This window comes from Aeromonas sp. 603607 (assembly GCF_049171595.1).
Lineage (GTDB): Bacteria > Pseudomonadota > Gammaproteobacteria > Enterobacterales > Aeromonadaceae > Aeromonas > Aeromonas veronii.
In genome coordinates this window covers 1-23891 of the sequence record NZ_JAAKOV010000012.1, presented here as the reverse complement: position 1 = coordinate 23891, position 23891 = coordinate 1, and the positions used below count along the sequence as shown (strand labels likewise).

The 23891-nt window shown below is 57.6% G+C and carries 18 protein-coding genes; 6 read left to right on the top strand and 12 right to left on the bottom strand.

Annotated features, from left to right (window positions below; genetic code table 11):
- Positions 1-17: 17 nt before the first annotated feature.
- Positions 18-803 carry a MetQ/NlpA family ABC transporter substrate-binding protein gene (locus G5315_RS12525; RefSeq protein ID WP_421333170.1) on the bottom strand — a complete coding sequence of 262 codons (786 nt, stop codon included), beginning with the start codon at positions 801-803 and terminating at the stop codon, positions 18-20.
- A gap of 608 nt (positions 804-1411) precedes the next feature.
- Here G5315_RS12525 and G5315_RS12520 point away from each other — a divergent pair.
- The 3 genes from G5315_RS12520 (at position 1412) to G5315_RS12510 (ending at position 6565) form a co-directional block, all read left to right on the top strand.
- Positions 1412-3286: a S8 family serine peptidase gene (locus G5315_RS12520; RefSeq protein WP_421333125.1), complete on the top strand. Its 1875-nt coding sequence runs from the start codon at positions 1412-1414 to the stop codon at positions 3284-3286.
- Positions 3287-3301: 15 nt separating this feature from the next.
- The gene (locus tag G5315_RS12515; RefSeq protein WP_421221665.1) at positions 3302-3763 is read left to right on the top strand and encodes a serine protease chaperone; all 462 of its coding nucleotides are present in this window, start codon (positions 3302-3304) and stop codon (positions 3761-3763) included.
- A 420-nt stretch (positions 3764-4183) separates the two neighbouring features.
- The gene (locus tag G5315_RS12510) at positions 4184-6565 is read left to right on the top strand and encodes a beta-glucosidase (protein ID WP_421333124.1); all 2382 of its coding nucleotides are present in this window, start codon (positions 4184-4186) and stop codon (positions 6563-6565) included.
- Between the two features lie 95 nt (positions 6566-6660).
- Here G5315_RS12510 and G5315_RS12505 read toward each other — a convergent pair whose 3' ends face one another.
- The 8 genes from G5315_RS12505 to queA all read right to left on the bottom strand — a co-directional run bounded on the left by G5315_RS12505 (position 6661) and on the right by queA (position 15190).
- Positions 6661-7638: a helix-turn-helix domain-containing protein gene (locus G5315_RS12505; protein ID WP_421221667.1), complete on the bottom strand. Its 978-nt coding sequence runs from the start codon at positions 7636-7638 to the stop codon at positions 6661-6663.
- A gap of 597 nt (positions 7639-8235) precedes the next feature.
- The gene (gene nlpI / locus G5315_RS12500) at positions 8236-9171 is read right to left on the bottom strand and encodes a lipoprotein NlpI (protein WP_005344691.1); all 936 of its coding nucleotides are present in this window, start codon (positions 9169-9171) and stop codon (positions 8236-8238) included.
- Between the two features lie 90 nt (positions 9172-9261).
- Positions 9262-9630: a rhodanese-like domain-containing protein gene (locus tag G5315_RS12495; RefSeq protein ID WP_005344690.1), complete on the bottom strand. Its 369-nt coding sequence runs from the start codon at positions 9628-9630 to the stop codon at positions 9262-9264.
- A gap of 84 nt (positions 9631-9714) precedes the next feature.
- Positions 9715-10662, bottom strand: coding sequence for a protein translocase subunit SecF (secF, locus tag G5315_RS12490; protein ID WP_421173000.1), 948 nt, complete (start codon positions 10660-10662; stop codon positions 9715-9717).
- Between the two features lie 10 nt (positions 10663-10672).
- Positions 10673-12526, bottom strand: a complete 1854-nt coding sequence (gene secD / locus G5315_RS12485) for a protein translocase subunit SecD (protein WP_421333123.1) — start codon at positions 12524-12526, stop codon at positions 10673-10675.
- Between the two features lie 18 nt (positions 12527-12544).
- A complete protein-coding gene (yajC, locus tag G5315_RS12480) occupies positions 12545-12880 on the bottom strand; it encodes a preprotein translocase subunit YajC (RefSeq protein WP_005337327.1) in 336 nt (111 codons plus the stop codon).
- A 46-nt stretch (positions 12881-12926) separates the two neighbouring features.
- On the bottom strand, positions 12927-14063 hold the full coding sequence (gene tgt, locus G5315_RS12475) for a tRNA guanosine(34) transglycosylase Tgt (protein WP_005337329.1): 1137 nt from the start codon (positions 14061-14063) through the stop codon (positions 12927-12929).
- 74 nt (positions 14064-14137) lie between these two features.
- Complete coding sequence (gene queA, locus G5315_RS12470; RefSeq protein WP_421333122.1) at positions 14138-15190, bottom strand: tRNA preQ1(34) S-adenosylmethionine ribosyltransferase-isomerase QueA; 1053 nt, start codon at positions 15188-15190, stop codon at positions 14138-14140.
- Positions 15191-15402: 212 nt separating this feature from the next.
- Between queA and G5315_RS12465 the strand changes: the two genes are divergently transcribed.
- The 3 genes from G5315_RS12465 (at position 15403) to ahpF (ending at position 18811) form a co-directional block, all read left to right on the top strand.
- Positions 15403-15849, top strand: a complete 447-nt coding sequence (locus tag G5315_RS12465) for a CBS domain-containing protein (protein WP_013723842.1) — start codon at positions 15403-15405, stop codon at positions 15847-15849.
- Between the two features lie 691 nt (positions 15850-16540).
- Positions 16541-17107: an alkyl hydroperoxide reductase subunit C gene (ahpC, locus tag G5315_RS12460; RefSeq protein ID WP_005337335.1), complete on the top strand. Its 567-nt coding sequence runs from the start codon at positions 16541-16543 to the stop codon at positions 17105-17107.
- A gap of 123 nt (positions 17108-17230) precedes the next feature.
- Positions 17231-18811, top strand: coding sequence for an alkyl hydroperoxide reductase subunit F (ahpF, locus tag G5315_RS12455; protein WP_270906245.1), 1581 nt, complete (start codon positions 17231-17233; stop codon positions 18809-18811).
- Between the two features lie 136 nt (positions 18812-18947).
- On the opposite strand, the gene G5315_RS12450 is transcribed toward ahpF, so the two are convergent.
- From G5315_RS12450 to G5315_RS12440, 3 genes are all read right to left on the bottom strand, one after another.
- Positions 18948-19664: an SIMPL domain-containing protein gene (locus tag G5315_RS12450; RefSeq protein ID WP_005337338.1), complete on the bottom strand. Its 717-nt coding sequence runs from the start codon at positions 19662-19664 to the stop codon at positions 18948-18950.
- Positions 19665-19720: 56 nt separating this feature from the next.
- The gene (locus G5315_RS12445) at positions 19721-20281 is read right to left on the bottom strand and encodes a hypothetical protein (RefSeq protein ID WP_042056172.1); all 561 of its coding nucleotides are present in this window, start codon (positions 20279-20281) and stop codon (positions 19721-19723) included.
- A gap of 85 nt (positions 20282-20366) precedes the next feature.
- A complete protein-coding gene (locus G5315_RS12440) occupies positions 20367-23849 on the bottom strand; it encodes a VWA domain-containing protein (protein ID WP_421333121.1) in 3483 nt (1160 codons plus the stop codon).
- Positions 23850-23891 lie beyond the last annotated feature (42 nt).

Sequence of the window (23891 nt, the reverse complement as noted above, 5' to 3'; positions counted from 1 at the left end):
GGCCACATTTACGACTGTTAGCCACCCCACCCTTGCGGGTACTTGTAGCCGACGAAACGCTTGGCTGCATAGGCTTTGAACGCCGCCGAGTTGTAGGCCGCCACCACATCTTTGGCAAAAGGCTGATCCGCATCTGCGCTTTTCACCACCACCCAGTTGATAAAATCATAGCTGCGCTCCAGAAACAGTCCTTCACTAAACGGGATACCGCTGGAGGCGGCAAAATTACCGTTGATCACCGAGAAGTCCACATCCTCGCGCGAGCGGGGCAACTGCGCCGCCTCCAGCAGTACCAGCTTGAGATTGTGCGGATTGTTCACCACATCAAACTCGCTCGCCTTGAGCGGTTTTATCCCCTCCTTGAGAGTGAGCCAACCAAGATCCTGCAGCATCAACAGCGCCCGCGCCTGATTGGTGGGATCGTTGGGGATGGCCACCGTGCTCCCCTCTTTCACCTTGTCGAGTGCCACCAGCTTGCCGGAGTAGAGCCCCATCGGACCGGTTGGCACCTGGGTAATAGGTGCCAGCGACAAGCCGCGATCTTTGGCAAAACTCTCCAGATAGGGTTTGTGCTGGAAGCAGTTCACATCCAGTGATCCGTCAGCCAGAGCAATATTGGGGGTCACATAGTCGGTGAACTCCACCAGCTTGACCTTGTACCCCTTGGCCTCCAGCTGCGGCTTGATGGAGTCGGTCACCATGTCGGCAAAATCCCCCACAGTGGTACCAATCACGATCTCCTGTTTGGCCGGCAAGGACGCATCGGCGGCAACCACGGAAAAAGAGAGGCTCCCGACCGCCATCGCGGCAATAAAGGTGCTGGCGCCAGCAGTGGCGCGCAAGGAAGCAGTGCAAGAAGAAGGTAAGAAGGAACGAAACGGCATAGGGACTCCCTGTCAGGTACGCATCAAGCTATGGGCCTGCGGCGGGGCCGCCCTCAGAAGTAACGCCCTTCACACCGCAGCAATCTAGCCATCCAAACGGCTATTTGAGTTACCATAACAGAGCCATCCACCGCCGCCAAGCAATAAACCACTGACCCACCCCCACCTCATCACTCTTGCAGGCTCACCCGAACGCATACCAGCACTCACATTGGCACACACCACCATGCCGTTTATTTCCAAGAGCGCACGAGCTCCCCTCGGGATTGCCCCGAATCGAGATGGCTGCGGCGAAGGAGAGTCGCGAGAGGAGTGAATTACAGATAAAAAGATCAGTAGTGAACGATGAGAACTATTCTCAATAGAACACATAACCAGCGTCATTGGAATACCTACCATAAACCAGATCGGATTTCTTTGAACCTCATTGCGTTTTTTGAAAATGGCTCTTTTTGAACCCCTACCACCCGTGTATAGATTTCCGTCGCACTCAGGATGGTGCGATCCAAGATGGAGTTAAAAAAATAATGAAGCAAACATCGTTAGCACTGGCGATCACAGCACTGCTGTCGACCCTGCCCAGTGCGCTCGTTCAGGCAAATGAAGGTTGTGCGCCGCTCACCGGTAAGGAGAGCGGCATGGATATCGGACGCAGCAGCACCGAGCGCTGCCTGCCAGGTGCCAATCCCCTGCAGGATCAGCAGTGGTATCTGCTCAACAGCGGCCAGGATGGATTCAGCGCCCGTGGCGGCATAGCAGGCAATGATCTCAACCTCTGGTGGGCTCATCGCACCGGCGTGCTGGGCCAGGGAGTCAATGTGGCCGTGGTGGATGATGGTCTGGCCATCGCCCACCCGGATCTGGCGGACAACGTGCGTCCGGGTTCGAAAAACGTGGTGACCGGCAGCGATGACCCGACACCGACCGATCCGGATACGGCCCACGGCACATCGGTCTCCGGCATCATTGCGGCGGTGGACAACGTCATCGGTACCAAGGGGATTGCCCCGCGAGCCCAGCTGCAGGGGTTCAACCTGCTGGATGACAACAGCCAGCAGTTGCAGAAGGATTGGCTCTACGCCCTTGGGGACAGCGATGCCAGTCGCGACAACCGGGTGTTCAACCAGAGCTACGGCATGAGTGTGGTGGATCCCCGCTCTGCCAACTCTCTGGATCAATCCCAGCTTGATCGCCTGTTTGAACAACAGACCCTCAAGGCGCAGGGTGCGGCCTATATCAAGGCCGCCGGCAACGGCTTCAACAAGATAGCGGCGGGCGGCTATGTGCTTAACCGCACCGGCAATGGCCCCAAATTGCCGTTTGAAAACAGCAACCTCGATCCCTCCAACAGCAACTTCTGGAACCTGGTGGTAAGCGCGCTCAACGCCGATGGCGTCAGATCCTCCTACTCCAGCGTCGGCAGCAACATCTTCCTGAGCGCGACCGGCGGCGAATACGGTACCGACTCTCCGGCGATGGTGACCACGGATCTGCCCGGCTGCGACATGGGTTACAACCGCACCGACGATCCCAGCACCAACCGGCTGCACGGCAACCCGCAACTGGATGCCAGCTGCGACTACAACGGTGTGATGAACGGCACCTCCTCCGCCACCCCCAGCACCTCCGGCGCCATGGCGCTGCTGATGTCCGCCTACCCGGATCTGTCGGTACGTGACCTGCGGGATCTGCTGGCGCGCAGCGCAACCCGGGTCGATGCCACACAGAAACCTGTGATGGTCAGCTACACCAGCAGCACCGGCAAGGTGCGTGATATGAAAGGGCTGGAAGGGTGGGAGCGCAATGCCGCCGGCATGTGGTTCAGCCCGACTTACGGTTTTGGTCTGATTGACGTCAACAAGGCCCTTGAGCTGGCAGCCAATCACCAGCCCCTCCCCCCGCTGGTACAGCTGCCATGGCAGAAGATCAATGTCACCGGCAGTGCCGCCACTATCCCGGATGTGGGCAACAGCCCGACCAGCTCGACAACCCGCATTGCCACACCATTGACGGTAGAAGCGGTTCAGGTGATGGTGAGTCTGGATCATCAGCGCCTGCCCGATCTGCTGATCGAACTGGTTTCCCCCGCCGGTACCCGCAGCATACTGCTGAACCCGCTCAACAGCCTGGTTGGCCAGTCGCTCGATCTGCAAAAGCTGGGTTATGTGCGTACCAAGGGCTTGCGTGACATGCGCCTGCTCTCCCACAAGTTTTATGGTGAACCGGCGCAAGGCACATGGCGACTGGAGGTAACCGACGTTGCCAACGGTACCCGTCAGGTCTCTCTGCTCAATCGCGAGACCCGTGAGCGCACCACCCTGACCGAGCGCAACAACCGCCAGCCAGGCAAGCTGATCGAGTGGTCCTTGCGGATCCTGGGTCACGACGCCAACCACAGCTAACAAGCGAGGAGTTTTATCATGAACAAACCGGTTACCTTACTGCTGGCCAGCCTGTTGGCCCCCCTCGCCCTTAATGCTGTGGCGGCAGAAGCCGTGACTCTGGAGGGCAAGCAGTACAGCACTATAGAGGTAAATGGCCAGACTTACCTCATCCCCGACCATGGCAGCAAGTCGCGAACCACCCGCAGTCTCGATGGCAAGGAACCGCTGCAGACCCTGCACCGTGGCGATGTGCTGATGCAGGGGGCCGCCAGCCCCGAGCTCACCGTCAGCGGCACCCTGCTGGTGGAGGCCGATGACAACCAGGCCAGCGCGCTGGCCAGCCGGCACGGCCTGCGCTTCAAGCAGAGCAGCGGCGGCATCGCCCTGCTGGAAGCCAAGCCGGGCACCGATCTGAACGCCGTCGCCACGGCGCTCAAGCAGGAGGGGGTCAAGGTGCAGATTGAACTCGCCGGGGCCCTCAAACAGCCCAAGTGAGCCGTCCCGGGCCATTGCCCGGGCATATCAGCTGATCTTCGAGGGGGCCGCCGGCCCCCTCGCGTGTTGATCGCAGCCATCCTCATTGGCCGTCAGGCCATCCGTTTTCCCTCCTTCTCCCCTGCCCTTTCCCCTCTTGCCACCCCCACCTTTGCTTTGGCACCGCCTTTCGATGCGACCTTGCTCACAACTCGGCCCCCTTGCTCCCGCCGGCACATTTCTCGCTCCCTCGGGGCAAGGCAGCCATCGCCCGGCTTGTTAACCTGCCTGCAGCCAAACGCCGGCCCACCGGCCCGTTCGGCCTTCCTTGCGATATCCAATGGCAGCCGCCAGCAGAGCGGCCCAGCCCGGGCGGATGCCTTGCGCCCGGTGTCGATATCTCCTTTGTATTTTTATTCAGACAGTTACGAGGACGTCTTCATGCCTATCACCACAAAATTGAAAGCGGTTTCACTGGGTGTCAGCCTGGCGCTGGCCGGCCTGCTGGTCGGTTGCAACCAGAATGACTCGGATCCCCTGGTCAAGGACGATGCCTATTACCGCGGCCAGGCCGAGGCCATGGTGGCCAAGCTGACCCTGAGCGAGAAGCTGGACCTGCTCTCCGGCCCCGGTTACGGCAGTGCCAACGGCGCTATCAACGTCAAGCAGGACGTGCCCGGCGTGGCGGGTTACATCAACGGCGTGCTGCGCAGCGCGGACGGCATCGACATTCCGGCCCTCAAACTGGCGGACGGGCCGGCCGGGGTGCGGATCAACGCCAACCGCGACGGTGACAGCGCCAGCTACTACGCTACCGCCTGGCCCATCGGCTCGCTGCTCGCCTCCAGCTGGGACGTCAAGCTGGTCAAGGCCGTCGGCGAAGCCATGGGGGACGAGGTGCGCCAGTACGGGGTCGACATCCTGCTGGCTCCGGGCATGAACATCCAGCGCAACCCGCTCAATGGCCGCAACTTCGAGTACTACTCGGAAGATCCCCTGCTGACCGGCAAAATCGGCGCCGCCATGGTCAACGGGGTGGAGAGCAACGGGGTGGGCACCACCATCAAGCACTACTTCGGCAACAACTCAGAGACCAACCGCAACCAGATCAACGACATCGGCGAACCGAGAACCTTCCGCGAGATCTATCTGCGCGGCTTCCAGATAGCGGTGGACGAGGCCCAGCCCTGGGCGGTGATGACCTCCTACAACAAGGTCAACGGCACCTATGTCAACGAGCGCAGGGATGCGGTGACCGACCTGCTGCGCGGCGAGTGGAAGTTCGACGGCCTGGTGATGTCCGACTGGTTTGCCGGCGATGTGGCCAACAATGCCTACAAGCAGGTGCTGGCGGGGCAGGATTTGATCGAGCCGGGGAACGTCAAGGAGCAGTTGCAGCAATCCATCGAGCACGGCGATCTCGACGAGGCCAAGGTGAACGAGGCCGTCATCCACATCCTGACCCAGGTGATGAAGAGCCCCTCCTACAGCCAGTTGGCCATCAGCAACAACCCGGATCTGACCGCCCATGCCAAACTGGCCCGTCAGGCCGGCGCCGAGAGCATGGTGCTGCTGCGCAACGAGGCCGCGGCCCTGCCGCTGGCGGCAAGCAGCACCCTGGCCAGCTTCGGCATCAATCAGATCAACACCTACAAGGGCGGCACCGGCAGCGGGGATGTGAACGCCGCCAGCACCACTACCATCGCGCAGGGACTGGCGGCACGCTTCCCGGTCAACGAGGCGTTGCAGAGCTACTACCGCGATTTTTACGAGAACAACAAGGTCTATCACGAGGGGCAATTTGGCGCCAAGGGCTACTACACCTGCGCCGAGGCGCCAATCAGCGGCGAGCTGGCGGCGCTGATCGCCAATGCAGCTGCCACCCAGCAAGCCGCCGTCATCAGTATCGGCCGCCAGGCCGGGGAAGGGGCGGATCGCAGCAGCGGCAAGGAGGACTATCTGCTCGGTGATGACGAACGCGCCCTCATCGACGCGGTGAGCAGCGCCTTCCAAGCCCAGGGCAAGAAGGTGGTGGTGGTGCTCAATGTCAACGGCGTCATCGACACCGCCCAGTGGAGCGACAAGGTGGATGGCATCCTGCTGGCCTACATGGCCGGCCAGGAGACCGGTCACGCGGTGGCGGACGTGCTCTCCGGCGCGGTCAACCCGAGCGGCAAACTGGCCCAGAGCTTCCCGCACAGCTACGCCAGCGTACCCTCCGCCGGCACCTTCCCGGGCGAGGACACCGACGGGGACGGCGAACCGGACGATCTCTACTACAACGAAGGGATCTACGTGGGCTATCGCTACTACAGCACCTTCGAGCAGGCGGTCTCCTACCCGTTCGGCTTCGGTCTCTCCTACACCAGCTTCAGCTACACCAGCCCCGCCATCGCCAACAATACCCTGGCCGATGGTGCAACCGGCAGCCTGGTGCTGACCGCCACCATCACCAACACCGGCGCCGTGGCAGGCAAGGAGGCGGCCCAGGTCTATGTGACCGCCCCCGAGGTCAAGCTGAAGAAACCGCTCATCGAGCTCAAGGCCTTTGCCAAGACGGCGCAACTGGCACCGGGGGCCAGCGAACAGCTGAGCTTCACCATTCCGGCCAGCATCCTCGCCAGCTTCGATGAGGCCAGCAACCAGTGGATCGTGGAGCCGGGCCGCTACAGCGCCTACATCAGCCCCTCGTCGGATGTCTCCGCCAGCACGCCGGTCAGCTTCACGGTTAGCAAAGAGATCGTGGTGAGCAACACCACGCCAGGGGCACTGGCACTGCCGACCGGGGTGGATCCCGCCAGCGTCACCACCATCACCCGCTAACAAAGGCAGGCACGGCCGGGCCCCCAGCCCGGCCTTGCCCGACAATAGCCCAGCAATGACCCGACCACGGGACCGGCCTTGCGCCAGTCCCGTTTTTATTGGCGGGAGTTGCGATAGGCCAGCGGCGTCATCCGGGTGTTGGCCTTGAAGAAGCGGTTGAAGGCGCTCTGGGACGAGAAGCCGACCCGATCGCTGATGTTCTGTAGCGGTTGATCACCCTCCCCCAGCAAGCGGCAGGCTTCGCTCACCCTCGCCTCCCTGAGCAGGGTGGAGAAGCTGCGTCCCTCCCCCTGCAATTTGCGATTCAGGGTCCAGCGGCTGACATTCATGGCCGTGCACACCTCCTTGAGCAGGCTCTCGTCGCTCTCCAGCCCCCCTTCTCGGATCTTGTGGCGGATCCGCTCCCCCACCAGACAGGCAAAGGGGGCCCGCTCGGCGATGTCGGCACAGATCTGCGCCAGCTGAGCCAATTGCAGATGACCCAGCGGCTCGTTGTAGCACTGGCTGGGACAGTCGAGTTGGGCGTTGTCGATGGTCAGGGTGTTTTCCTCCTGCTCCCAGCGGCAGCGGGTGGCGAAGAACTGGTCCAGCAACTGATGGCGCGGTGGCGGCCGCCCCGTGAAGCCCACCGAGACCCGGGGATCCGCCAGATAGACTCGCAAAATTCGGTAGAGCATGATGAAGTTGGGGATAGCCTGACTCGCCCCCAGGCTGGCGGGCCCCTGATTGACATACAGGTATTGGCTGGCCTGCGCCCCCCGCAGCACCCGCAGCTCGTCACAACTGCCGATGATGGGGCGATAGGCCAGCAGCACCTCAAGCGCAGCCCGCGGCGAGGGCTGATTCAGGCACAGGCTGATAAGGGGTGGATAGTGCTGGTAGAGCTGCCCGATGTCGTAGGAGAGAATGGTTTCGTGAAAACTGGCCAGATAGGGCTGCATCAGTTGCAGCATCCGGTAGTGGCTGTGGGCCGGCAACCGTCCCTGTTCCCGCTCGATGTCGAACGACGTGAGACCGCCCGCCATTAGAATGGCATCGGGATCGCCCCCCTGCTGCTGGCAGGCTCCCAGCATTCGTCTGATCACCTGGTTTGATACGCTCTGTGACATCTGCCGTCCTGGCCTCCGTGCTGACAGGAAACTGCTCGTGATCTCCACCTTATCGACTACTGATCCGCCCCCCATCGCACAGGGTTAGGGGATCAGGGGTCATTATGGGGCGGTCACAGGACGAGCAGATGTAACGGAGTGTAAAAGCACGGGCCAGCACGCATATTTACTCCCTATCGTCAGCCTCACCCATTAAGAGAGGCAGTCCGGCAGGAATCGAACAAGAGCAGCGATAGTCAACCAGTCGCCCACCGCGATAGGGAAGAGAATCACCCATATCAGGAGGCATACGACGAGCCGACAAAGCCTCATACGGAGTCAACCCATCCATCTAATGAGCTGCATGGATCAGATGTGTCCGTTCATTATTCAGAAGCGGGCGGCAGAGTTGGAAAAAACTGGCGAGGTTGTGTGGATTAGCGACACGAAGCTCACTGTGACATGGAGCCAAGCCACGGGAGTGGGTGTGAAGAAGCCGATAAAAACAATGCCAGTCAGGCTTCACTGACTGGCATTAGCCTCATACCGAGGTTTTTATCACTGGGTAATCGCCATCTCCATTCAGGAGGGCTGTTCGCCTTTGCTCTGGGCACCCGGCGGCAAGGGTTTACGTGCCATCAGCTCCAGTTCGAGCAGAGCATAGCGGTGCTCGATGAAGTCATAGACGTTGTTGGAGAGCGCCAGCTTGAAGTAGCTGATGGCTTCCTTGCGGTTGCCTTTGCCCAACTCGAACTTGCCCAGATAGAAATAGGTTTCACACAGGCGCTCGGCCAGCTCCCGGTTATCCTTCACCCCTTTCACCACATTGCCCATCAGCTGGGACGCGTTGATCTCACCGGTGTAGAGACGCACCAGATCCCAGTTCCATGCATCGTCATCGTACTTGTTGAGGCGCTCGCGCATCCGGCTCATGGCCGCAGCGGGATTGAGCTTCTGCTCGGCCAGATAGAGCCAGATCACCCGATAAGGGTCTTCCGGCTGCGCTTCGTAGAAACGCTTCATATCGGCCGCTGCCAGCTCGGGACGATTACCGTAATAGAGGGCAATACCGCGGTTAAGGTAGGCATAGTCATAATCGGGTGCCAGCTCGAGGGCTGAGTCGAATGCCTCATAGGCTTCGTCGTAGTTCTGCTGCTGTACCAGATAGACACCGATGAAGTTATAGGCTTCAGCGAAATCCGGTTTCTCCCGCAGGGCCCGGTTGAAATCGAGACGAGCAAGGGAACGCAAGCCGACGCGATCAAACACCACGGCACGTTCATAGAACAACTCGGCCCGTTGCTCCGTGGTCAACTCCATTTCACTCAGCATCTGCCCGAGTCGGGCGAGCGCCAACTCGCTTTGGTAGGAGACCTGCAGGGGGGTCGCCAATACCAGTGAAGCAGGCTGCGCCTTGGGAACCTTAGGGGTGTTGACATGACTGCTACTGCTGCAACCCCACATGGGTAGCAGCAACAGGATACCAAGGAGGTATCCAATCCCTTTCCTGACGTTCAATGAACACTCCGACGCTTACGCTTGACCCCGCATATGGTAAAGGTCAGCCGCCACTTTGTCATGTAGCTGAGCCCCTCTCCATCAAATAAATCAGGATTCGACAGGGTATCCGGCCTCCAGCCAGCCGCGAAAACCGCCGTCAACACTGATTACGTTGCGATAACCCATCTGTTGCAAATTGTCGGCCGCCAGTACGGAGCGAAAACCGCCACCACAATAGAGATAGAGCGTGGTCTCGGGATCCGGGAACAGGGTCTCGATATCCCGCTCAATCACGCCACGACCCAGATATTGGGCTCCGGGCAGATGGCCTTTGGCCCACTCGCTCTCTTCCCGCACGTCGATCAGGTGAAACGTGCGCCCTTCGTCCTGCCAGCGCTTGATCTGGTGAACATCGGTTTCGGTGATGCGGGAGCGGATCCCGTCAACCAGCGCCAAAAAACGGGGATTGTGTTGCATGGCAAGCTCCTTTTGTTGAAATCATCTGCGTCAGCAAACGACACGCAGAGATAAGAAAAGAGCGCCATGAGGCGCTCTTCACTGTTACGGCAGGATTTCCTGTTGGTCCGCACCCTCTTTCTCTACCTGGGTGGGCAGCATGTGCTCGCGCTTGACGCCGAGGAACATGGCAAACGCACTCGCCACATAGATGGAGGAGTAGGTACCGAACGCCACACCGATCACCATGGCCACGGCAAAACCGTGGATCAGCGCGCCGCCCTTAAGCAGCAGCGCCAGCACCACCACGAAGGTGAGCCCGGAGGTGATGATGGTACGGCTCAGGGTCTCGGTCATGGAGAGATCGAGAATGTAGTCGGTATCCCCTTTGCGCACCTTGCGGAAGTTCTCCCGCAAGCGGTCGAACACCACTATGGTATCGTTCAGGGAGTAACCCACTAGGGTCATCAATGCCGCCAGCACGGTCAGGTCGAACTCGTACTGGAAGTAGGCAAAGACGCCCAGGGTGATCACCACGTCATGCACCAGCGAGAGGATGCCGCCCATGGCCAGACGCCATTCAAAGCGCACCGCCACGTAGATCAGGATACAGATGATGGAGGCCAGCATCGCCAACGCCCCGTCAGTAGCCAGCTCGTCACCGACTGAAGGGCCGACGAATTCGACGCGTTTGAGTACAGCGCCCTCATCGAGCAGCTTGGCCGCTGCCAGCACCTCGTTACCCTGCTGCTCGACCTTGACCCCCTCTTTCGGAGCCAAACGGAACAGTACGTCACGGCTGGAGCCAAAGTGTTGCAGGGTGGCCCCTTCAATCTTCTGCTCTTCCAGAACGTCGTGGATCTTGTCCAGGCTCACCGACTGCTGGAATCCCACCTCGATGGTGGTACCACCAGTAAAGTCCAGACCCCAGTTCAGCCCCCGATCAAACAGGAAGAACAGGGCTACCACCATCAGCACGGAAGAGAAAACCACACCCGGCTTGGCATAGCGCATAAACGGGATCGGTTTTTCAAAATGTAGAATCTGAAACATTTCTCTATCCTCAGATGGGCAGCTTGTCGATACGCCGTCCACCCCAAGCCAGGTTGATAATGGCACGGGAAACTGTGATGGCAGTAAACATGGAGGCGGTCAGACCAATGCCCAGCGTCAGGGCAAAGCCCTTGATGGCGCCAGTACCGATACCGAACAGGATCACGCAAGTGATCAGCGAGGTCACGTTGGAGTCGGCGATGGTGGAGAATGCCCGATCAAAGCCCAGATGGATGGCTTGCTGAACACCGCGACCGTTGCGGATCTCTTCACGAATACGCTCGTAGATCAGTACGTTGGCATCCACCGCCATACCCAGCGTCAAGACGATACCGGCGATACCCGGCAATGTCATGGTGGCCCCAGGGATCATCGACATGATGCCGACAATCAACACCAGGTTCATGCAGAGCGCCAGGTTGGCAACCCAGCCGAACGCGCGGTAGTAGATCCCCATGAACAGCACGATCACCAGCATGGCCCAGCCGATGGCTTCCATACCGCTGTCGATGTTCTGTTGACCCAGGCTCGGGCCAATGGTGCGCTCTTCCACGATCTGGATCGGGGCGATCAAGGCACCGGCACGCAGCAGCAGCGCCAGGTTGTGGGCTTCGTTGGCATTGTCGATACCTGTGATACGGAACTGGCTGCCAAGACGCGACTGGATGGTGGCGACGTTGATCACCTCCTCCTGCTTGCGGAACTTGCGCTTGCCATCCGGACCCGGTTGACCGACCGGCTTGTACTCGATGAAGACGGTCGCCATCCCTTTACCGACGTTGTCCTTGGTAAAGTTGGCCATCTTGTTGCCACCCTGGCCATCCAGCTTGATGTTGACCTGGGGACGGCTGTACTCGTCGAAACCGGACTGGGCACCCACGATGTGGTCACCGGTCAGGATCACTCGCTTTTGCAGCACCACGGGACGACCATTGCGATCGGTATAAACCTTGGAACTGGGGGGAACTCGCCCTTCAGCAGCCGCCTGAATATCAGCCGCCTCATCCACCATGTGGAACTCCAGGGTCGCGGTTGCACCCAGGATCTCCTTGGCGCGGGCGGTATCCTGAATACCGGGCAGTTCAACGACAATGCGCTCGGCGCCTTGCTGTTGTACCAGCGGCTCGGCCACACCCAGTTCGTTGACCCGGTTACGGATGATGGTGATGTTCTGCTCGAGGGCGTACTTCTTCACCTCCTTGATCTTGGCTTCGCTCAGACCAGCCAGCAGGATGAACTCATCCCCCTTCTGCTCGGTAGTGAAAGTCAAATCAGGGTTCTGACGACGCAGATGAGAAACGGCGCGTTCCTGATCGGCTTCGTCACGGAAGATCACCTGCACCTGATCACCGACCCGGCGTACGCCGGAGTAACGGATCTTCTGGGTGCGCAGCTCGGAGCGGAAATCCTGCACCATCTGCTCTTGCTGCTTGGTCAGTGCTTCGGCCATGTCCACTTCCATCAGGAAATGCACACCACCGCGCAGATCAAGACCCAGCTTCAGAGGCGCCGCACCGATGGCTTCGAGCCAGGCGGGAGTGGAAGGTGCCAGGTTGAGTGCGGTAATGAAGTTGTCGCCCAGCTTGTTGGCAACGATATCGCGCGCCTTCAGCTGGTCTTCGGTGTTCTTGAAACGGATCAGGATAAAACCGTGCTCGAATGCAGCATGTTTGACCGGGATCTTGGCCGCTTCAAGGGTCTCTTTCACCAGATCAAGAGTATCTAGCTTGACTTCGGCACCACGGCTGGCAGAAACCTGCAAAGCCGGATCTTCGCCGTAAAGATTGGGGGCTGCATATAGAAAACCGATGGCGATCACCAGGATCACCATCAGGTATTTCCACAGCGGATAGCGATTCAACACGCTGTGCTCCTTGGGAGATTAAAGGGACTGGATAGAACCCTTGGGCAGAACGGCAGAGACGAAGTCCTTTTTGATGGTGACTTGAGTCTGGTCGTTCAGGGCGATCACCAGGTAATCGCTGTCTGCAGCCACTTTGGCAATTTTGCCAACCAGGCCACCGGAAGTGAGCACTTCATCACCCTTGGACAAGGAGCTCATCAGATTGCGGTGATCCTTGGCACGTTTGGCCTGGGGACGATAGATCATGAAGTAGAAGATCAGGCCGAATACGGCCAGCATGATGATCATTTCCATACCACCACCCTGTGCACCCGGTGCTGCGCCTTCTGCATACGCCTTGGAGATAATGCTCATTTAACAACCTCTTATTGATGTAGATTAAAAAAATTATATGTTGTTGTTATTTAACGTCATTTTCAGCTAACGGAGGCACAGGCTTCCCTTGCCGACGGTAAAACTCTGTTACAAAGTCGTCTAATTTACCCTGCTCGATCGCGTCCCGCAAACCCTGCATCACACGCTGGTAGTAACGCAGGTTATGAATCGTATTCAGACGGGCACCGAGGATCTCGTTGCACTTGTCCAGATGGTGCAGGTAGCTGCGGCTGTAGTTCTTGCAGGTGTAGCAATCACACTCGGCATCCAGGGTGCTGGTGTCGTTGCGGTGCTGGGCGTTGCGGATCTTCACCACGCCATCGGTGGTGAACAGGTGGCCGTTGCGGGCGTTGCGAGTCGGCATGACGCAGTCGAACATGTCGATACCACGGCGCACCCCTTCCACCAGATCTTCCGGCTTGCCGACACCCATCAGGTAGCGCGGCTTGTCAGCCGGAATTTTCGGGCAGACGTGCTCGAGGATGCGGTGCATGTCCTCTTTGGGTTCACCCACGGCCAGACCGCCGACCGCATAACCGTCGAAACCGATCTCCAGCAGCCCCTTGAGGGAGACATCCCGCAGATCTTCGTAGACCGAGCCCTGAATGATGCCGAACAGGGCGTTCTTGTTGCCCAGCGCATCAAACTTGTCGCGTGAGCGCTTGCCCCAGCGCAGGGACATCTCCATGGACTTGCGCGCTTCTTCATAAGTGGCCGGGTACGGGGTGCACTCGTCGAAGATCATCACGATGTCGGAGCCCAGATCGTACTGGATCTCCATGGACTTCTCGGGGTCGAGGAAGATCTTCTCGCCATTGATGGGGTGACGGAAGTGGACGCCCGCTTCGGTGATCTTGCGAATATGGCCCAGGCTGAACACCTGGAAACCACCGGAGTCGGTCAGGATCGGGCCCTGCCAGTTCATGAAATCGTGCAGATCGCCGTGGGCACGCATCACTTCCTGACCCGGACGCAGCCAGAGGTGGAAGGTGTTACCCAGCAGGATCTGGGCGCCGGTTTCACGCACTTCTTCCGGGGTCATCCCCTTGACGGTGCCGTAAGTCCCGACCGGCATAAAGGCCGGCGTTTGTACCACACCACGTTCGAAGACCAGTTGACCGCGACGGGCACGGCCGTCGGTGGTTTTCAGTTCAAATTTCATTGCTACCTCGGCTGCGTCAGATAAACAGTCTGACAATAGGAGGGCCGCTCACGGCCCGGTAAATAAGCTGAAGCTTATGCTTCAACCTGGCGACGGGTGACGAACATGGCGTCCCCGTAGCTGAAGAAACGGTACTGCCCGGCCACGGCTGCCTGATAGGCCGCCATCACGTTGTCATAACCGGCAAAGGCGCTGACCAGCATGATCAGGGTCGACTCCGGCAGATGGAAGTTGGTGACCATGGCATCGACGATCTGGAACTGGTAGCCAGGGAAGATGAAGATATCGGTGTCACTAAAGAAGGGCGCCAACGGTTTGCCCTGGGCCAGGGTGACCTTGGCCGCGCTCTCCAGCGAACGGACCGACGTGGTCCCCACCGCAATCACCCGGCCACCACGGGCACGGGTGGCCGCGATGGCATCTACCACCTCTTGCGGCACTTCCGCATACTCGGAGTGCATGTGGTGATCTTCAATCTTCTCAACCCGCACCGGCTGGAAGGTCCCCGCCCCTACATGCAGGGTGACGAAGGCCGTTTCAACCCCTTTGGCCCGAATTTTCTCAAGCAGCGGCTCATCAAAGTGCAGGCCGGCGGTCGGCGCAGCGACAGCCCCCGGTTTTTGATTGTAAACGGTCTGGTAGCGCTCCTTGTCAGCATCCTCGTCGGGACGGTCGATATAGGGGGGCAGCGGCATGTGGCCGATGGCCTCCAAAATCTCCAGCACCGGACGCGGGTCGAGGAAGTGGATCTCGAACAGGGCGTCGTGGCGGGCGCGCATCTCTGCCTCCACACCACCATCCATGCTCATCCGGGTGCCGGGCTTGGGCGCCTTGGAGGCACGGACATGGGCCAGCACGCTGTGCTCGTCCAGAATGCGCTCGACCAGTACCTCCAGCTTGCCGCCGCTGGCCTTCTGGCCAAACATGCGCGCCGGAATGACACGGGTGTTGTTGAATACCAGCAGGTCACCCGGATTGAGCTGATCCAGCACATCGACAAATTGACCGTGGCGCAGGGCGCCAGTTTGACCATCGAGCTGCAACAGGCGGCTGGCGGTACGCTCTGCCATCGGATAGCGGGCAATCAGCTCGTCTGGCAGATCAAAATGAAAATCGGATACTTGCATCTTTCACCTCGGGGGGAATCGGCGGCTAGTCTAGTTATCCCCATCTTCCAAGGCAACCCAAAAGACCAAAAACCCAAGAGAGACAAGGGGTAGCGAGCAATATTGAGACACACCTCCGGTTAATGATTCTTTAATGTTCTGTATTGACCCTGATCATGTTTTGCCAGTTGGGGCTGGGCTAGGGTGAAAGCAGATACACAAGGAGGCCCACCATGATGACCCTATCCGAAATCATGACCGAACACCCCTTCACTCTGGGTCCGTCAAACAGTGTCAAACAGGCGATGGACCTGATGCAGCAGGAGCGGATCCGCCACATTCCCATCGTCGACGAGCAGCACCACCTGCTGGGGCTGGTGACCCTTACCGATATCCTGGCCACCCGGGAATCCAAGCTGCTGCTCATCAGCCCGGAGCGGGAAGCCGAATTTACCGACAGCGTGCAACTCGACGAGATCATGACACGGCAAGTGGCGAGTGTAGATCCTCACGCCGGCATCAAGGAGGCGGCACTTTACCTGCAGCGGCACAGATATGGCTGCCTGCCGGTACTCAAAGGACGCAAGCTGATCGGCATTGTCACCGAGTCGGACTTCATTGCCGTGGCCATCAACCTGCTGGAATTGATGGAAGAGCAGGAACCACCTACCGACTTTTGACAGATCTGGATGTAATTAAATTACAATAAAAGCGTTTTCAGCCGTCGAAATAAGCTAAAATGATGAAACACTTTCATTTTGATTGAAAAATTACACCAAATACTTGCCTTGTGATCTGCGTCACACTATCATCCTCTCATGCAATAGTTGCCGAGGGGGAGACGAGGGATTGTGCACCCATTATCTTCCTCTCATATGTCTGCAAGTTTGCACACCCCGTAGTTAGTCTTTGCTGTAAAGCATTTGTTTATATAGCCATTCCTTGTTTGATGACCCGGCCCTGTCGTTGCGATAGCGCCGGGATTTTTTTATCTGCGCTTTTCGGCTTCCCCCTTACCAGCACATCCCCCATCGCTGCGAGCAGCGGTCTCAACCTCCTGCGCCACCTGTTTGCACCACCGTTTATCTCATCGCGTCATCGTGGATCTGCACACCCCTTCTTATGCCTTGAAAAGGCGATGTAGCGCACAGATATTGAACCACGACAAGGAGTTATCTCAGTAGGCCAGAGATATTCATGTTAGGTACAGCCATAGTGAGCTATCTAATAAGTAGATTTAAGCGATTCAAAATTGCGGCTTTTATCGATTAGCGGAAGCCCCTATGATGAATCTATCGAAAGTTAAGCGCCTCGTCTGGCAAGACTCTTCAACACCAGACCGGCATATGTACATCACCAAGGAGCAATTACATGTCTACCTACATCAACACTGAAATCAAGCCGTTCAATGCTACCGCCTACCACAATGGCAAATTCGTTCAGGTGTCTGACGCTGACCTGAAAGGCAAGTGGTCCGTGGTCTTCTTCTACCCGGCTGACTTCACCTTCGTTTGCCCGACCGAGCTGGGCGACCTGGCTGACAACTACGCTGAATTCCAGAAACTGGGCGTCGAGATCTACTCTGTCTCTACCGATACCCACTTCACTCACAAAGCATGGCACGACACTTCTGACACCATTCAGAAGATCCAGTACCCGATGATTGGTGACCCGACTGGTACCATCACCCGCAACTTCGGCGTGATGATCGAAGAAGCTGGTCTGGCTGACCGCGGTACCTTCGTGATTGACCCGCAGGGCATCATCCAGATCGTCGAGATCAACGCTGGCGGCATCGGCCGTGACGCACTGGAACTGCTGCGCAAAGTCAAAGCCGCCCAGTACGTTGCCTCCCACCCGGGTGAAGTGTGCCCGGCTAAATGGAAAGAAGGCGAAGCCACTCTGGCCCCGTCCCTGGACCTGGTAGGCAAGATCTAAGCCTCCCGCTTCCAAGACCGGCCCGCATAAGGGCCGGTCTGCTTTCCGGCATTTCCAAATAGGCCTGAAAGCAGACCGACTCACATTTAATGCCAACTCGCCATTACAAGAAGGAATTCGACCATGTTGGATACCAACCTCAAACAACAGCTGAACACCTATCTGCAGTACATCGTCAATCCCATCGAGATCAGCGTGTCCGGCAACGACAGCGACAAATCTGCAGAGCTGCTGGCACTGGCCAGCGAGATCGCCGAGATGTCCCCCAAGATCACCCAGACCTCTGGCACTGCCGCTCGCAAGCCTTCCATGAGTGTCGCGCCGCAGGGCCAAGCCCCGCGCGTTCACTTTGCCGGCATCCCCATGGGTCATGAATTTACCTCTCTGGTGCTCGCCCTGCTGCAAAGCGGCGGCCACCCCTCCAAGGCCGATGCGGCCGTGCAGGAGCAGATCCGCAATCTCAAGGGTGAGTTCCACTTCGAGACCTATATCTCCCTCTCCTGCCACAACTGCCCGGACGTAGTACAGGCCCTCAACCTGATGGCGACCCTGAATCCCGGCATCACTCACACCATGATCGATGGCGCCCTGTTCCAGGAAGAGGTTACCGAGCGTCAAATCATGGCGGTACCGAATGTCTACCTGAACGGCCAACCGTTCAGCCAGGGCCGTATCTCGCTGGAAGAGATCGTCGCCAAACTCGATACAGGTGCTGCCGAGCGCAAGGCCGCCGAGCTGAATGAGAAAGCTCCCTACGACGTACTGGTGGTGGGCGGTGGCCCGGCTGGCGCCGCAGCGGCTATCTATGCCGCTCGTAAAGGCATTCGCACCGCCATCGTTGCCGAGCGTTTCGGTGGTCAGGTGATGGACACCGTCGGCATCGAGAACTTTATCTCCGTGCCCTATACCGAAGGCCCCAAGCTGGCCGCCAGCCTGGAGCAGCACGTCAAACAGTACGGCGTGGAAGTGATCACCGAACAGCGTGCCGCCGCCATCAGCAAAGATGGGTATGTGAACGTGGATCTCGCCTCTGGCGCCACCTTGAAGAGCCGTGCCGTGATCCTGGCGACCGGTGCCCGCTGGCGCGACCTGAACGTGCCGGGCGAACTCGAGTACCGCACCAAGGGCGTGGCCTACTGCCCGCACTGCGATGGCCCCTTCTTTAAGGGCAAACGGGTTGCGGTGATCGGGGGTGGTAACTCCGGCATCGAGGCGGCCATCGATCTGGCTGGCATCGTCGAGCATGTGACTGTGGTGGAGTTCGCCGACACCCTGCGTGCCGATGAAGTGCTGCAGAAGAAGGCTCGCTCCATGGGCAATATCGACATCATCATGAGCGCCCGCACCACCGAAGTGATCGGTGATGGTAGTAAGGTGGTCGGTATGGACTACGAAGATCGCACCACAGGTGAGATCAAACACCTGGCGGTAGCGGGCATCTTCGTCCAGATCGGCCTGGTACCGAACACCGAGTTCCTGAAAGGGAGCGAGATTGCCATGACCCGCTTTGGCGAGATCGAGATCGATACCAAAGGGGCGACCTCCCTGCCCGGTGTCTACGCCGCAGGAGATGCCACCACGGTACCGTTCAAGCAGATCATCATCTCCATGGGTGCTGGCGCCACCGCTGCACTGGGTGCGTTTGATTACCTCATCCGCAACCCTGCTCCTGAAGCGACCAAGGCTGATGCTGTGACCGCCTGATAAACCCAGCGCAACAAAAAGCCGACGCCCGATGAAGTAAACACGAGCGTCGGCTTTTTTATATCTGCATCGATGCGCAATAAAAACCCCGCAGCAAATGGCGGGGTTGTTCATGACTGGACTTAAACGACGGGCATCACTCCAGCAAGAAAACAGCCTCGATATTATCACTTACCGTGATCTGCTGTTGTTGATAGCTGTTGTCCGCCATATCCGCCGCAGGTGCAGCCATCGCCATGGCCTGCACCACCTTCAGGTTGCGGCTGTAGGCGGTAATGGGCGAAGCATTGCGGTACTCCACACTGTAGACCTTGCCAAGCTTCATCCCGAACGCCTTGGCCAGAGATTCAGCCTTGGTTTTGGCATCCTCAACTGCATTCAAACGGGCCTGCTCCTTGATGACCTGCGGCGACTTCAACCCGTACTCAATCTGTGATACGGACTCCAGCCCAGCTTTGAGGGCGGTATCCATCAGGGGGCTCAATTTATCCAGTTGATAGAGTTTGACCGCCAATTGCCGCTGGGCACGGTATCCCAGCAATACCGGCTTTTTGTTCTCGCCATACTGATATTCCGGAGAGACCATCAGGTTGCCAGCCTCAACATCGCTGCGCTTGATCCCCAGCCCTTCCAGTTGGCTGAAAAAGGCTGCGACCTTGGTATCGACCTGCTGCTTGGCCTTGAGGCCCTGCTTATCCAGTGCACTCACCGCCACATTGAGGGTGAGCATATCGGGTTCGGTCTTCTGCTCGGCATAACCACTCACCACCAGATGGGGCGCTTGCGGCACTTCAATCGCCAGCAGCGGAGCACTGACAACCAGAGCAGAAAGAGTAAGAAGGGGACGCCACATAGAAAAAAACCTCAATCGGAAAGATTGAGGTCATTATGCCCGTGCAGTTACGGGATTCATATATCATGCGAGGGGGGGAACTGATCCAGTATCTGATTGGTCAGATCGAGACTGATGGTGACCACGCTGCAGACATCTGGGCTCTGCTCTACCTTATCTTGTGACGATGTCGCACCGCAGACCTGCACCTCATCATCGAAATGGAACGAGTCCCACGACAGAACATGTCCTTGCACCGCCTGTCCGAGATCGGTGCCACCAATTGCCTCCTCCATCGCAGACCAAGGGATGGTATCAGACGGCCCAAGCAAATTTTGCAACAACGGAGGGTGAAAACTGACCAGTGGATACTCCTGCTGACCCTGCTCATGGCCAACCAGAATCATGTTATGGGCAGACTCGGTATCCAAAACAGGCACATAGGTGATAGAGGCTGCAGCAAAGTCAACATAGAGCGAGCCCGCGACATCACCGGCCTCATTCTCTATCTCCATCCCATCCAGCCGATCACCGGCGATCGAGGCCTGATAGCCAAACTGACCTGCGCAGGTAATGTTGCCCTGTCCATCCCAGCTATAACGGATGCCATCAATGTCGACCCAGTTGAATGACTGCATGATTACCCTCTCTTCTACGGCCGCTATCTTATCCATCCACCTAAAGAAAAAACAGGGGCCAGGCAAGCCCGGCCCCGAGAGAGGGTTACGGATCAACCTTCAAGTTACCGTCATCCAGCAAGTGCTTGATGATCTCCTGATTGGAGCCCAGTGAGGCGAGGTCGAGTGAGTTCTGGAACTGGATGGTCAGTTCTGGGCTCCCACCGGCCCCGGCAGGATCTATCGTCAACGTCTTGGTCGTCGTGTTGAACTGCAGATAGTTGTCCAGCACGGCTGCCAGATCCTCGTTGTTCCCCACTGCAGGTACGCCGACCAGCAGATCCGAGAGATCCAGTACATCTCCACCATTGTTGGTATCACCTAAAGTGAAATCAGTAATGGTATCGATACTGCCGTCCGCATCCCCCGCCAGCCACTTGAAGGTGTCACTCTCCCCACCACCGGTCATGGTATCGCTGCCAAGGCCGCCGATCAGAATGTCCTTACCAAGGTCGCCCGTGAGTATATCGCTACCAGAACCACCATCCAGATAATCATCACCGACACCTCCAACAAGGGTGTCGTTCCCTTCCTGGCCAAAAAGGATATCGTTGCCACTGCCACCATATAGGGTGTCATTACCACCACTGCGGCTACTCTCCCCACTCAGCTCAGTAATATGGGTCCGGATGTAATCCACCGTCTGTTCACGTGTCCACCCATGACTGGACTCCAGCGTTTCAAATACCAGCCAACCAGAACCTTGGGGCAGATCCAGTCCCAACTCGCTGGCCAGCGTATCGGTATTGAGTACATCGCCAAACAGGATGTCATTGCCAACACCACCATCGGCCACGTCATTGCCGGCCCCCAGCAACACGGTAATCTGATCCCCCTCGGTCAGGGCTGCCGTCAACTGCTCGGCACTGGTCACAATCTGGGCATCGCCGATCGGGGCATTGAAACCCTGCTCGATCCGGATATTGTCTATCCGTACCTCAGCATTCCGGTCATTGGAGCTGTCGAGCAGTTCGAACACAAACCCGTATTGCCCGACAGGCAGTCCATCGGTTGTGATAGTGCTGTAAGCCGTCAAAACAGATGAACTAACGCCAGTAATGGTGCCCGTTTGCACTGGATTGAGCATATCCCAGACGCCACCCTCGAGTTTCACCAACTTCCAGGTGAAGCTGTCGCTGCTATTAACACCATTCAAGGCATACTGGAACTGCAGACTTGCTCCGGCTTGTGCCGCAGAAACCTGGATGGCATTGGCCACGGCGAGCGCCAATATTGTCCTGTCAGAATCAGAACCGGTTCGATCATCCCGGATCCGCAAGCTTCCATTTGTAACGGTATGCGATCCCTGAGCATCACCACTGAGCACCCATCCCGAGGCGGCATTTATGCCGCTACCACTACCAAATGTGGCCAAGTCAAGGAAGCTGCCTGCCGAGTAAAACTGATCTGCCGTTTCAGTCGTGTTATCAAAGAACTTCAACAAATCCTTGTTAACATCATTGGTCACCCCGATTGCATTGACCTGGCTGATGGCACTGAGTGAAACAAAAGCATCCACCGACTCCTTGATCACCTCAAATGTGGTGCTGTTGCCTGGTCCAGCGACCTGATTGCTGTCATTGAGGTAGTAAGTCGGGTTACCATCCGTGACAAAGAATGTCAGGTTCTGGTAACCGGGAGCAGCCTTGCTACCATCATTGAACCACTGCACGGCCTGATTGAACGCGGCTTCATAGTTGGTGCCACCATTGGCAACCAGTGCATCAATGGCATTGGTCAGGTTGCTCACATTACTGGCATCAAGCCCTACTATTGTCACACTCTCGCTGGCATTCGCCGCAAAACCAATCAAGGTGATATTGATCTCACCATCATGATCTTTCAACTGGTTCGCCAAATGGGTCAGGGAGGCCTTGAGCATACTCAGTCGTGATCCAGCCATACTGCCAGACACATCGACCACCAAGGCAATATTGTAATTCTCACCCGGGATGAAATTGGTACTGGTGCCGCCGATGTCCCCCACCACAATATCGTGACCAGCACCGCCTGCAACCAGACCATCCACACTACCGTTGGAGTTGGGCACCTTGTGATCATCATCCGTGCCGGGGGTCCCGGTAGTGTCGGGGGTATCCGAGGTGTTGCTACCCACAACCAGAATATTGGACGCGACGGGAGGCTCATTGCTCTTGACCGATACGGTAAAGTTGGCGCTGGCTTTATCTCCATCGGCATCAGTCAAGGTAGCACTGAAATCAAGGTCAATATCAGGAGGCGTGATCTTGTCGATCACTCCGAAATTCTCGATCCTCACTGAGTCATTGCCATTCAGCACAAAGCGGACATAAAGCTGGCTGAACTCCCCATCGGGTTCTATGCTGGCCAACTGCATCGACCCTTTGAGTCCTGACAGAACAAGCTCTCCGGAATCGACGACGGTCACGCCATCGGCAGCATAAGCCACCCACTGTATGGTGCTGGTATTGGTGTTGCCAACCCCGTAGACGTTGAAAGAGAGCCCATCAACGGCTGCAGTCGTGGATACCTTGAACCCTTCGTTATTGTCCAGGTTGCCGTTCTTAATCCCGAAACCATTGTTGTTCGGGTTGAGATTATCTGCATCACTCCCCGGCAGATCCTGAGGATTATTGACGCTGCCATTGAACAGCAGACCATCGAACAGTACACCAATCCCGCCAGCAGTAACCCCGATCGTCTCAACAGGCCCTCCAGCACCGAACTGTGCCCCGATCGAGAAAGTCTGGGTTGGCTGGGGAGTAACCAGTTCAAAGCTGTAAGTATTGTCGTCATTGAGTGTCAATGTATAGAACACTTTAGGTGGCTGCCCACTACCATCAATGGTTGCTACCAGAGTCTTGCCATCAGTCGACAAGGTTTCGGTGATCCCTGCCAAATCAGGCCATCCAGTCAGTTTCAGTCCACCAGTACCCAGAGGGCCATCAGCACCAAAAGAGACGCCAAACAATCCACCGGTAGTGATGTCGGCTACATTCATCACTTCCAGACTTTCGATGCCTGTGATCACGGGCATATCGTCTTCAATAACAACACTGACCTGCTTGGTATCACTCAAGTCACCATCACTGGCTGACAGGTTGAAGGTAAATGTCTTCAGTCCTTCCTTATTGTCTCCAAATTCATGATCGATGGGCCCCAGCAAGGTGACGGTATATTTACCAACCGGATCTACAGATACTTGTATGACTGGGATCCCTCCCGCTGAACCCACCAGTGTCGCAGACCCTATACCACTCCACACAACTGGTACCCCTCCAGAGCTCAGGCCAGATGGAGCAGAAAGAGTGAACGTAAAGGTATTGCTGTCGATATCTGTCACACTTGCCGTCGCATGGGTCGAGGTGCTATCGGTAATATCGCCGGGATTGGGTGAATTGTCTGGATTGGATCCCGGTAATCCCTCCTCGGATATGCGCAGATCCGAGACAGTCAGCATGGGAGCATCGTTAGTTGCAGTGACGGTCACGGTGAAGGGCTTGTTGTCTGCCCCGCCCTCGTCCGTGGTCCCCGCCACGTTGCCATTCACGACCCCGCTCCAGTCCGCCGGCAAGCTAAAGCCCGGCACTCC